Below are 12,703 nucleotides of genomic sequence, written 5' to 3'. Positions count from 1 at the left end.
GTAAACTCTTTATGGGGATGAGTTCTAGGAGGAATTTATGTTTAAACCAAAAGCTTATAAAAGTATGCTTGCAGCGTCCGTGTTGACTGCTGTCATGGGGACAGGCAGTGTATTTGCTGCTGAGGTACAAGCTGGCTATACTCCAGATTTAAATAGCACAACGACGACTAATGCTGCTACAGCAAATGATGCAGCTACTACACAAGCTGTTTATAATGCTGATGCAACTACTACAACTATACAAGATGAAACTGATGCAGCTATCTTAGCTGCTCGTGGTGATACGACTATATCTAGTGACGGCACTGTAGTAAAAGGTTCTGATGGAACTGTTACAGTCAATAATGCTGCTTTAAAAACTGATGATAAACAAGTAAAAATGGTATCTAAAACTACTGGTGGTACTGATCTTGATAAGGCTGCTGAAAATGGCCAAACTCAAGCTGTTACAACAGTAGAAGCACAATATGTCACATCTGCTAGTGCTGAATCTGTTAATCCTTACGTAGGTAAATTGATTACCGGTTTATCTATATCTGGCGTTACAGCTGAACAGCAAGCAAATTTGTTGCCAATTTTAACTGAAAAAGTTGGCGATACCGTATCTGTTGATGGCGTATTTAAAGATGTAACTAATCTTGGTAATACTGGTTACTTCTCCGAAGTAAATCCTGTATTTACTTCCGTGCCTGAAGGCGTAAAATTGGACTTTGCCGTAACAGTAAATCCAGTTACTACTGGCGTTTCCTTTGAAGGTAATACTGTATATTCCTCCGAAGTATTGACTAAGTTCATGGATATTCAACCAGGTCAAGTTCTTAACTCTGTATCCGTAGGGCAAAAAGTTCAAGGCATTAATGCTGCATATGCTCGCGATGGCTATATGTTAGCACACGTTGATGGTATCCGTGTAGATGACCAAGGCATACTTCATATACACATTGTTGAAGGTGTCGTAGAAGATATCATTCCAGCAGGTAACAAGAAAACCCGCAATAAAGTTATTACTCGTGAATTTGTTCAAAAGAAAGGAAAACCTTTTAATAAATTCTTGGTACGTCGTTCTGTAGAACGCGTATATAACTTAGGTTTCTTTGATGACGTAAACGTTCGTATGTTGCCAGGTGAACAAGATCCAAATAATGTAATTATTGAAATCGATGTATTGGAACATAAGACTGGTACCATCACATTAGGCGCTGGTTACTCTAAATCTGATGGATTGATGGGTATTGTTGAATTTGGTGAAGATAATTTACGTGGTACTGGCGATAAATTTAAAGTTCACTGGGAAATCGGTGGTAAGAAAAAATATAAGAACTACCAAATCTCCTATTTGAAACCTTGGATTGATAGCAAAGGTACATCCCTTGGCTTCTCCTTCTTCAACCGCGAAGATGAATACACAGATTACAATGAAGATGGTAGTGAAGTAGCAGAATACAATAAGAAATCTCGTGGTTTCAATATTTCCTTCGGTCGTCAAACTGGGGAATATACTCGTGATTACTTGACATTAGAATCTCGTAAAGATACTTATAAATGGGATGATGATGATAGCTCTGGTTTCCGTTATGATAAAAATGCGGGTAAAGGTACAAACTGGGATAATGGTTCCTATAACTTTGCATCTGACAACTATGTAAAAAATAACTTCGGTCGCATTAACTCCGTAACATGGCAAAAAGTATACGATTCTCGTGATAATATCTATGAACCAACTCGTGGTCGTCGTATTTCCTATACTACACAATGGGCTGGTCATGGTTTAGGCGGTGACTTCGACTTCTATAAATTCACAGCTGAAGCACGCATGTATAAAAAACTTGGTGCTAAGAATGTATTGGCATTCCGTGCACGTGGTGGCTTTATTCAAGGTGATGCTCCTTATAGCCAATTGTTCACATTGGGTGGTGCTGATTCCTTACGTGGTTATGAAGATGATCAATTCCGTGGCAAGTATATGTACAATGCTACATTGGAATTCCGTTTCCCAATCGTTAAAAAGGTTAGTGGCGTATTGTTTACTGATATCGGTGATGCATGGGATGCACCAAATGTTACATGGTATAATAGCAAGAAAACCTTTAACTATGGCGTTGGTGCTGGTGTTCGTATTACGACTCCAATTGGTCCAGTTAAACTTGACTATGGCGTGGGTAAACACAAAAATAAATTCCACTTCAGCTTCGGTACACAATTCTAATATAGTAAATGTATATGGTGAAGGCCTCTTTTTAAAGAGGCTTTCACCAATATCTCTATATGGCATCCTTTGATGCAGTGATTTAAAGAAATGAGGGCACTCTATTATGATGCGAATGATGAACAACAAGGCGAATGTAAAGATTTTTTCCATCGTCATTGCTGCAATTTTTATTGTTGGTATTGGTGCGTTAGCTTATACGCAAATGGCTTCGCCTAGTAGTAATAGTGGGACTAGTACTATTGGGGTTATTGATACATCTCGTATGTTGTCTCAAGATAATCCAATTTATATCTCTGCAGCTCAAGAATATATGAGCTATCAAAGCCAATTACAACAAGAAACGCAAGCTAAAATTGATGCAGCACAAGATGATGCTACTAAACAAAAAATCGCTGAAGAAGCGCGTCAAAACCTAGCAAAAAAAGATCAAGAAATTGCTAAATCCGTTCAAGATAAAGCTATGGAGGCTGCAAAAGCAGTTGGTGATGCTAAGGGTCTTAGCGTTGTTATGACTAAAGATACTGTACTATATGGCGGTGTTGACATTACAGATCAAGTATTGAAAAAACTAGCTACTGATGCAAAAAAATAAACTGTAGTTCTATGTAAGGGAGAACGACAATGAACGGGAAACAACGATATATAGGACTAGTCATATTTCTCGTTGCTGCAATAAGTGCTATGGTTTGGGCCTATGGTTTTGTAACAAATCGCCAACAGGGTCCTGATGGCATGTCAATAGGTGTTGTACGCATTGATGATGTACTAGCGTTTAATCCATCCTATGCGGATTATAAACAAGCCAAGAATGAACTGGAACTTTTACAACGTCAATATGAACTTGAACAACAAGCCTTAAATGCCAAGTCAGAGACACAAGATGAACAGTTGAAAACACTTGCACTGGATTCAACCTTGTCAGATGCTCTTACGGTAGAATTGCAAACTCGTATTGCAACAAAAGAAAATGAACTAAATCAGCAATTAAATTCGAAGCGCAATGAATTGACTCAAAAGTATTTAGCTGAGTTAAAGGTTAGTACTAATGAATATGATCTGGAAATCGTAAACCTTCAATTAGACTTATATGCCTATGATGCACGTGTATATATAGATGATGCACAAAGAGCAGCGGCTATGGCTGAAAAGGCTAAAAAAGAAGAAAGGTTAAAAGAATTATTAGCTAAGAGAAAGCCGTCGGATTTCGATGTGGATTCAATTAAAGCAAAGGTACAGGCTGAGCTTGCTCCAATGCAACAAAAAGGGCAGGAAGAGCTCAATCAATACGCTGCATCCCTACAGAAGGAATTAGCTGAGAAACGAGACTCCATGGTGCAACAACAAGCACAAGCCATCATTGCTAATAATAATCTGCCTGTGGCGCAAGAGTGGAATGATACATGGGCAAAAAAGCTTTCAGATAAAGAAGCTGAAGTGAGTGCGCTTCATGAGGCTATTTTAGAAGATGTTCGTATGCGCGTAACAATTATTGCTGAGGAACAACATTTAGATTTAGTCATCATCGATGATGGTGGTAATATTAAAGGGCTTGATATTACTGATGCAGTGAAGGCGTCTTATCGAGTTCAATAAGGAGTTATATTATGAATAAACGTATTAAATCTTTAGTATTAAGTGCAGCTTTAGTAGCTTCTATGGCTATCTTAGGTGGTTGTGGTTCTAACAATGTTGGCTATGTGGATAGCGTGAAAGTAGCAAATAGTACTGAAAAAGGTATTGAAATTACTAAAGAGATTAACGCTAAAAAAGCGGAATTAGATGCTAAAATTGCTGCTGCTGATGAAGCATCTAAACAAAATGTATTTAACCAAGCGAATCAAGAATTAAATGCCTTTGCAAATGCAAAAGCACAAGAATACCGTCAATATCAAGAACAAAAAATCAATGAACTTGTGAAAGAAAAAAAACTTGATGTTATTATTGAAAAAGGCGCTGTTGTTGGTGGTGGCTCTGATGTAACCGATGATTTGATCACAAAAATGGGTAAAGCTTCTGACGATCAAATCAAAGAAGTTGAAAATGCGGCTAAAGCCCAAGAGCAACAAGATGCTCAGCAAAATGCACAGCAAGCAGATCAAGCTACAACAAGTACAACTGAAGCTGCACAATAATTGAGGATTACCACAGGGGGAGGAGTTTGCCTTGGAAAAAACTTTACAGGAACTCGCAAATTTAGTAGGCGGTCAACTTATAGGGGATGAGTCTATTGTCATTACTGAGACACGTAGCTTTGAACAAGCGGTAAAACAATCCATAACTTTTGCAATTGGTGAATATGTTGAACATATTGCGTTATGCCAAGCGGGTACTGTTATCGTTGAATCAGAAGTAAAAAATGCACCGATGGCGCAAATCGTAGTTGATAATGCAAAATCTGCATTTGCCCAAGTGCTAGAAGTATTCCATCCACCTGTTGTAGTTCCCCGTGAAGTGCATAGTACTGCTATTATTGGCAAGAATGTTACACTTGGTAAAAATGTAGCTATTGGTGCCTATTGTGTTATTAATGATAATGCTGTTATCGGTGATAATGTAACGATTCGACCTTATGTATATATTGGTCATAATGTACGAATTGGGGAAGATTCTGACATCTATGCGGGTGCTATCGTACATGAGAACTGTATTTTGGGTAAACGCGTTGTATTGCGTGCTAAAGCAGTTATCGGTGGTGAAGGTTTTGGTTTTGCCACAGAAAATGGTATTCATACGCATATTCCTCAAGTAGGCAATGTTATTCTTGAAGATGATGTAGAAATTGGCTCTTGCACTACTATCGACAATGCTACAATGGGATCTACCTTGGTACGCCGCGGTACCAAAATTGACAATCTTGTTCACCTTGGCCACAATGTTGAGATTGGAGAAGATTGTTTCTTAATCGCACAGGTTGGGATTGCAGGTAGTACAAAATGTGGTAACCATGTAATCTTTGCAGGACAAACAGGCTGTACAGGTCATATTACAATTGGAGATAATGTACAATTTGCAGGTAAAACAGGAATTACTGGCAATGTGCCTTCTAATTCTGTTATGGCTGGGTATCCAATGAGACCTCATAAAGAGTGGCTAAAATTGGCTGCTTACGAGAATCGTTTGCCAGAAATGGTGAAAACTGTAAAACAATTACAAAAAGAAATTGACGCTTTGAAAGCACAGCTTAAGGAGAGCTAATAATCCATGTATAGGTTTATGAAAATCTTTAGTGCCTTTATTTGCTTATTACCTAAAGGTTTGCAATATGCTATTGGTACATTGCTTGGTGAAATTGTGTGGTTAGTGGTGCCACCTAAACGCAAGCGCCTGGCGATAGGCCAAATTTTATTCTGTAATATTACAGATGATCCTAAAGAAGCTCGACGTATTGCGAAAGCTAGTACTACACGCTTTGGCCGTATGATTATTGATGTATTGCGCTATCCTGAAATTAAAGATGGCGCATACAAAGATATGGTGGAGTTTATTAATCGAGAGTACTTAGATGATGCCTTAGAAAATGGTCGAGGTGCAATTTTAGCTGCTGTTCATAGTGGTAACTGGGAACTTTTAGGTGGCGTTCTTGCTTCTGAAGGATATCCGCTGATTTCTGTGGCTATGAAACAGAATGGTGATGCCGATAAGTTTATCAATGAATATCGTCGGATTATGCATCAACATGTGACCTATAAAACAGGTGTTCGTGAAATGATTAATGAACTAAAAAAAGGTGCATTTTTAGGCCTTATTATGGATCAGGACCCTGGTGATGATGGCGTTCTTGCACCATTCTTTGGCTATGAAACATTGACGGCTGCTGGGCCAGCTGTACTGGCTCGTATGCAAGATGTGCCTATTATTTTTGTAACCATACATTATAGTCCGTTTTCTGAGAAACATGAGATTGAAGCACATCCACCAATTTATGTGGAACGTACAGATGATAAAAAGCGTGATATAGCGGTAACAACAACTCGTCTAAATGAGTTTATTGAAGATTATATTCGGCGATATCCTGAAGATTGGTTCTGGCTTCATAACCGTTGGAAATGGACTCGTCGTTTTTATGGTGAACAAATAGATACACCACCTGATGTTTTTCAATAGTTAATAATTTTAAAGAGATTTTGTTTATGCGATTGTGGAATCTTCAAGATGAAACTGATTCCTACTAGCATGGATGAAATCTCTTTTTATTTTATAACTTATAACTTAGTGTTTAAAAATAGTCTATTAAAATTTTAAAGACTAAGAATAGTCTTTCCAATTAGCGTAATATATGGTAAATTTCTTGTAACGCCTATGCAAATAGGGTATAATACATATTGGTGTATAGTAAACGTGAATTCGGATTATGAAAGGACATTCTTATGAGTAAGCCACAACAAACAATAAAAAAGGCTGTTTCATATCAAGGGATTGGCCTTCATAGCGGTGAACCAGTACATATGGTTTTTAAGCCTGCACCTGAAGATACAGGAATTGTGTTTGTCCGCACGGACATTGAAGGGCATCCTTCTGTGCGAGCACACATTGATAATGTGACGAACACTATGCGCGCTACCACGTTGGAAAATGGTGAAGCAAAGGTATTTACTGTTGAACATGTGATGGCAGCGTTCAGTGCTATGAATATTGATAACTGTTATATTGAAATGGATTCTCCAGAACCTCCTGTAGGTGATGGTAGTAGTGCTATTTTTGTCAATCTTATTGAAAAGGCTGGCATTGAAGAACAAATAGCGTTGCGTCATATATACAAAGTGACTCGATCTCATGCTGTTTATGATGGGGATCGTTTTATTGTGATTTTGCCATATGATGGCTATCGCATGACTTTTACATCAATTAACAGCCATCCGTTGCTTGGTACGCAACAATGTGATTTTGAAGTATCGCCTGAGTATTTCAAAGCACACATTGGATCGGCTAGGACTATCGGATTTATGAAGGAATTGGAACAATTACAGGCCATGGGGCTTGCAAAAGGCGGTAGCCTAGATAATGCATTAGTCTATGATGATGAGAAATGTCTATCTATACCACGCTTTGAGGATGAATTAGTTCGCCATAAAGCATTAGATGTTATAGGAGATTTATTCTTGTTAGGACCGATTGAAGGCCATGTAATTGCTTTGAAATCGAGTCATGAATTAAATTCAAGATTGGCTCGCAGTATAATGGAAGAAATAAGGGAGACACAGCCATGATTCTTAATCACGAAGATATTTTAGAAATTTTACCTCATCGTTACCCAATGCTTTTGGTTGATCGTATTGTTGAGTTAGAACCTATGAAACGTGCTGTGGGTATTAAAAATGCTACATTCAACGAATTGTTCTTCCAAGGTCACTTTCCAGGGAACCCAGTTATGCCAGGTGTATTATTGACTGAAGCTATTGCTCAAGTTGGTGGTATTGCATTATTGTACCCTGAGGAAAATCGTGGTCTTACTCCTATGTTTACAGGTATTGATAAAGTGCGTTTCCGCCATCCTGTAAAACCTGGCGATCAAGTTCGCATGGAGGTAGATATTGTTAAAATTAAAGGTAAAATGGGCAAGGTTGAAGGCCGTGCCTATGTTGGCGACAAATTGTGCGCTAGCGGTGAATACATGTTTGCCCTTGTATAATAGAATGAGGAGTGATTGTAGTGATAGTTGTAGGCATGGAAAATGCGGAATCCAACATCCATAGTACAGCCATAGTCCATCCAAATGCTAAATTGGGCAAAGATGTAATCGTAGGTCCTGGCGCTGTTATCGGCGAACATGTCGAGATTGGCGATGGCACACAAATCGGTGCACATGTTGTAATTGGTGGTTGGACAACCATTGGTAAGCGTTGTGAAATTTATCCTAACGCATCTATTGGGTTGGAACCGCAAGATTTAAAATTTAAAGGCGAAAAAAGCTATTGTAATATTGGCGATGAAACGGTTATTCGTGAATTCGTAACTATTAGCCGCGCTACTGGTGAAGGTGAAGAAACACGTGTAGGCAATAATTGTTTACTTCAAGCCTGTACACATGTGGCTCATAACTGTATCGTTGGTAATAATGTAATAATGAGTAATTGTGCTGGTCTTGCAGGGCACGCTATCGTTGAAGATCGCGTGGTTATTGGCGGCCTTGCAGGTATTCATCAATTTGTTAAAATCGGTCGTAATGCAATGGTTGGCGGGATGGCTAAGGTGGTACAAGATATCCCACCTTACGTGATTGCCGATGGTCAACCAGCACGTGTTATCGGTCTAAACTCTGTAGGCTTATCTCGTGCAGGAATTTCCGAAGATGTACGACGTGATTTGAAACAAGCATTCCGTATTATTTATCGTTCTGGATTCAGCTTATCCAAAGCAATTGAAGAAATGGAATTACAATTGGATTCTTCCGTAGAAATTGAAAATTTATTACGATTCCTACGCAATGCTGATAGAGGCATTATGCGTACTCGTCGCGACTAATTATGAGGACCTCGTACAATGTACGAGGTCTTTTTGTGTACAGTATAACTGGTTGAGTTTTATATTAATGATAATTTGCATTATATTTTCATAATTATAAAAAGTTTTTATAGATATATTCGTAGATGTTTTAGTAGTTAAAAGTAATAAGGAAATTTTAATAAAATGATGAAGAAAAGGGCATAAACCTTGGCTTTTTAATGGTAAAAAGTAGCTATTTATAGTAAAATATATTGTATATGATTATGTCTATTTTTAGGCATTTTCATAGTGAACTTGAAATTACTAATTGATATATAGGCCGTGAGGCCATCTAGGAGGTATAGTCTTGGCAAAGGTAGGATTAATTGCGGGCATTGGTGTTTTGCCTGTAGAATTCATGCGTGCCGCTCATGTATTGGGCCACGAGGTGGTTGTTATCGGTGTAGTACCTGATATAGACCCAGCTCTAAAGGCTGAGGCTGATGCTTTCTATGATATTGGTGTTGCTAAACTAGGTAAAATCTTTAAAACCTTGAAAAAAGAAGAGGTTCAAGAGTTAACTATGCTTGGAAAAGTCACTAAAGAGATTCTCTTTAAAGGCCTTACATTTCCTGATTTAAAAACATTAGGCGTTTTAAAGCGGCTCAAAAATCGTAAAGATGATACGATTATGCTTGCCATCGTTGATGAAATCGAACGAGAAGGCTTTAAAGTATTAGATCAAACAGCATACTTGAAACCATTTATGCCAAAGGTAGGAGTGCTTTCAAAAGCACAACCTACAGATGAGCAATGGGCTGACATTTGTTTTGGTTTTGAATTAGCTAAACAAATGGGGGCCCTTGATATTGGTCAAACCGTTGTTGTTAAACATAAGGCGGTCATGGCAATTGAAGCCATTGAAGGGACTGACAAGTGTATCTTGAGAGGTGGAGAACTGGGTCGCGGAGATGCGGTTGTCGTTAAAACCGAAAAACCAAATCAAGACGTACGCTTTGATGTGCCAGCAGTAGGCATAAAAACTCTCATGTCTATGATTGATAGCGGTTGTAAGGTGCTAGCTGTAGAAGCGGAAAAGACTATTTTTGTACAACAACAAGACGTGCTTAATATGGCAGATCGTCATGGTATTGTTATCTGTGCTGTAGACCAAGAATTTGTAAATTCCAGAAAGGATGCATAATGAAAGTCATGTTTTCCGCCGGTGAAGCTTCCGGCGATACTCATGCGGCAAGTGTAGCCAATGCATTGAGAGAAATAGATCCTTCTGTAGAGATGTTTGGTATGGGTGGCACCCTGATGGAACGCGCTGGTGTTCGTATCGTGTATGACATTAAGAACCTTGGTGTCATTGGTATTGTAGAGATTGTGAAGTCATTGCCAAAATTCTTTAAGCTGCGCACGTACTTGAAGCGTGTCATGATGAAGGAAAAACCAGATATTCTTGTTTGTGTAGATTATCCAGGTTTTAATATGAAATTAGCTGCGGTGGCTCATGAACTGGGGATTCCTGTTTTATATTATATTGCTCCAACGATTTGGGCTTGGCACAGTAGTCGTGGTAATACAATTCGTAAGTATGTAACTAAGGTAGCATCTATCTTTCCATTTGAAGCTGAAGCATATCGCAAGTATAAATGTAATGTAGATTTTGTAGGGCATCCTTTACTCGATATCGTACATCCTACGATGACTAAAGAAGCGGCCGAAGAATACTTCGGGGCTCGTAAAGAGGCTAAAAAGGTATTGCTCATGCCTGGCAGTCGTAAACAAGAGGTTTTATCCTTACTTGATACGATGTTAAAAAGTGGTGAGCAATTGATGGCGAAGTATGAAGATATTCAATTCTTCTTGCCTCGAGCACATACAATTGATCGAAGTGAGTTAGAAGCGTTTATTGATGCTCATAAGGTGCCTGTTACGATTACGGAAGACCATACATATGACTTGATGCAGATTTGTGATGTGTGCCTTGCCGCATCAGGAACGGCTACATTAGAAACGGCGATGATGGAATTGCCAACGGTGTTATTGTATCGTGTATCTCCAATTACGTATGGTATTGGTAAGATGGTTGTGAATGTAACACATGTGGGCTTGCCTAATATTGTAGCGGGTAAAGAAGTCATTCCCGAATTATTACAAGATGCTGTCACTCCAGACGCAATTGTGTCTTTGGTAGAACCATTGCTCAGAGATGTAGACAAAAATGAAGCTATGCGCAGTGAATTGCGCGAAGTACGTCATAAATTAGGTGAGCCGGGTGCAGTAAAACGGGTAGCACATCTTGTATATAATCTCGGTAAGGAGAAATGTAATGAATAGTTATTCTAGGCTCTTATACTTTGTAAAGCCTTATTATAAGCGAATGCTTTTTGCAGTGTTCTGCATGATTGTCGCTGCTGCTGCCTATTTGGTAGTACCTTGGCTAATTAAGAATGTAGTAGACCAAGTATTAGATGAAAAGAATATGTTTATGTTGAACCTTATTGTAGGTGCTATTATACTGATTTTCCTAATTCGTGGCTTTGCTACCTATGGTCAAACTTATAACATGTCCTACATCGGACAGCGCGTGATTATTGATGTACGTGAGGCTATTTTTAATCATCTACAAAAATTAAGCTTATCCTATTTCGATCGTCGTAAGACGGGCGTTATCATGAGTAATCTTACAAATGACGTAGCTGCATTGCAAACGGCCGTGGTAGATAACTTGATTTCTTTTATTACGGAATCTGTAACACTTATCGGTTCCTTGGTGTCTATGCTTCTCATTGACTGGAAATTGACGTTAGTTACTTTTATTACGGTTCCCGTAGTTTTAGTGATTATCAATGTTTTTGGTAAGAAGCTTCGCGTGGCGGGGCATGATGTCCAAGGGCGTGTAGCTGACATTACGGCACTTTTACAAGAGGTAATTAGTGCAGTTCGCGTTGTAAAATCCTTTGCTCGTGAAGATTTTGAGCGTAAGCGCTTTGAAGATGAAAATGATCGCAATTTTAAAGCAGTTATCAAAGCTACTAAATTGACTAGCTTGTTAAGCCCAATGGTTGAGTTTTCTGCGGCAATCGCTGTAGCGGTCATCCTTTGGTACGGTGGTTACTCCGTAGTAACAGGTGCTATTACTGCAGGTTCTTTAATTGCGTTCTTGATTTATGCTATTAACTTGTCAAATCCCGTAAAACGTTTGAGTCAAGTATATGGTAATATTCAAAAGGCGTTGGCTGCTGCCGATCGTGTATTTGAAATTTTAGATACTAAAACAGATGTTGTGGAGAAACCTGATGCTATTACATTGCCTGCTATTACCGGCAATGTGGAGTTTAATGATGTTTCTTTCTCCTATGATGGAGAAAAGACTGCCTTAGAAAATTTTACCTTGTCAGTTAAGGCTGGCGAAAGTGTAGCCCTTGTTGGACCATCTGGTGCAGGCAAGACAACTCTCGCTAACTTACTACCTCGTTTCTATGATGTAACTGGTGGTTCTATTACAATTGATGGTTATGATATAAAAGATGTTACTTTTAAATCTTTGCGTGAACAAATTGGTCTTGTACCACAGGAAACCGTATTATTCAATGCTACAATTAAAGAGAATATCTTGTATGGCCGTTTAGATGCTACTGATGAAGATGTGTATGAAGCGGCTAAAGCGGCTAACGTACTTGAGTTCGTTGAGAAGATGCCTGATGGTCTCGATACAATTGTAGGCGAACGAGGCAGTTCATTATCTGGTGGACAACGTCAACGCGTTGCCATCGCACGCGCTATTTTAAAAGACCCTCGTATTTTAATTCTAGATGAAGCTACATCTGCTTTAGATACGGAGAGTGAAAAACTTGTACAAGAGGCGTTAGATCGCCTTATGAAAGGGCGTACGGCATTTGTTATTGCCCATCGATTGAGCACTGTTCAAAATGCTCATCAAATTGTTGTACTCAATCAAGGCCGCTTGGTAGAGCAGGGGACTCACCAAGAGCTATTAGCTATTGACGGCGGATTGTACAACCATCTTTATTCCGTTCAATTCTCCAATAAAGGATAACC

12 protein-coding genes are annotated in these 12,703 nt (G+C 38.9%); all 12 read left to right on the top strand.

The features are described from left to right. Positions 1-37: 37 nt before the first annotated feature. The 12 genes from HMPREF0874_RS09525 to HMPREF0874_RS09470 all read left to right on the top strand — a co-directional run bounded on the left by HMPREF0874_RS09525 (position 38) and on the right by HMPREF0874_RS09470 (position 12,701). Positions 38-2,206 (top strand): outer membrane protein assembly factor, encoded by a 2,169-nt coding sequence (locus tag HMPREF0874_RS09525; protein ID WP_038125908.1) that lies wholly within the window; start codon positions 38-40, stop codon positions 2,204-2,206. Between the two features lie 106 nt (positions 2,207-2,312). Beyond that, a complete protein-coding gene (locus HMPREF0874_RS09520) occupies positions 2,313-2,801 on the top strand; it encodes an OmpH family outer membrane protein (RefSeq protein WP_004695463.1) in 489 nt (162 codons plus the stop codon). 29 nt (positions 2,802-2,830) lie between these two features. Continuing rightward, a complete protein-coding gene (locus HMPREF0874_RS09515; protein WP_008603451.1) occupies positions 2,831-3,802 on the top strand; it encodes a hypothetical protein in 972 nt (323 codons plus the stop codon). An 11-nt stretch (positions 3,803-3,813) separates the two neighbouring features. After that, positions 3,814-4,341, top strand: a complete 528-nt coding sequence (locus HMPREF0874_RS09510) for an OmpH family outer membrane protein (protein WP_004695467.1) — start codon at positions 3,814-3,816, stop codon at positions 4,339-4,341. Between the two features lie 31 nt (positions 4,342-4,372). Continuing rightward, entirely contained in the window at positions 4,373-5,404 is a 1,032-nt protein-coding gene (lpxD, locus tag HMPREF0874_RS09505) for a UDP-3-O-(3-hydroxymyristoyl)glucosamine N-acyltransferase (protein ID WP_008603448.1), read from the top strand. A 6-nt stretch (positions 5,405-5,410) separates the two neighbouring features. Beyond that, the gene (locus HMPREF0874_RS09500) at positions 5,411-6,313 is read left to right on the top strand and encodes a lysophospholipid acyltransferase family protein (protein WP_039965501.1); all 903 of its coding nucleotides are present in this window, start codon (positions 5,411-5,413) and stop codon (positions 6,311-6,313) included. Positions 6,314-6,576: 263 nt separating this feature from the next. Next, the gene (gene lpxC, locus HMPREF0874_RS09495) at positions 6,577-7,416 is read left to right on the top strand and encodes a UDP-3-O-acyl-N-acetylglucosamine deacetylase (protein ID WP_012864067.1); all 840 of its coding nucleotides are present in this window, start codon (positions 6,577-6,579) and stop codon (positions 7,414-7,416) included. Further along, entirely contained in the window at positions 7,413-7,838 is a 426-nt protein-coding gene (gene fabZ, locus HMPREF0874_RS09490; RefSeq protein WP_004695477.1) for a 3-hydroxyacyl-ACP dehydratase FabZ, read from the top strand. The genes lpxC and fabZ overlap by 4 nt, the downstream gene beginning before the upstream one ends. A 20-nt stretch (positions 7,839-7,858) precedes the next feature. After that, a complete protein-coding gene (gene lpxA, locus HMPREF0874_RS09485; RefSeq protein ID WP_004695481.1) occupies positions 7,859-8,671 on the top strand; it encodes an acyl-ACP--UDP-N-acetylglucosamine O-acyltransferase in 813 nt (270 codons plus the stop codon). Positions 8,672-8,999: 328 nt separating this feature from the next. Beyond that, on the top strand, positions 9,000-9,836 hold the full coding sequence (locus HMPREF0874_RS09480) for an LpxI family protein (RefSeq protein ID WP_039965500.1): 837 nt from the start codon (positions 9,000-9,002) through the stop codon (positions 9,834-9,836). Further along, the gene (gene lpxB / locus HMPREF0874_RS09475) at positions 9,836-10,978 is read left to right on the top strand and encodes a lipid-A-disaccharide synthase (RefSeq protein WP_008603444.1); all 1,143 of its coding nucleotides are present in this window, start codon (positions 9,836-9,838) and stop codon (positions 10,976-10,978) included. Before HMPREF0874_RS09480 ends, lpxB begins: the two co-directional genes overlap by 1 nt. Next, positions 10,971-12,701 (top strand): ABC transporter ATP-binding protein, encoded by a 1,731-nt coding sequence (locus tag HMPREF0874_RS09470; RefSeq protein WP_004695487.1) that lies wholly within the window; start codon positions 10,971-10,973, stop codon positions 12,699-12,701. The genes lpxB and HMPREF0874_RS09470 overlap by 8 nt, the downstream gene beginning before the upstream one ends. The last annotated feature ends 2 nt before the right edge of the window (positions 12,702-12,703 follow it).

The organism is Veillonella sp. 6_1_27 (assembly GCF_000163735.1).
In the GTDB taxonomy this organism is placed as follows: Bacteria; Bacillota; Negativicutes; order Veillonellales; family Veillonellaceae; genus Veillonella; species Veillonella parvula_A.
Note: the sequence above shows the minus strand (reverse complement) of the source record. Positions and strands in the feature narration are given on the sequence as shown.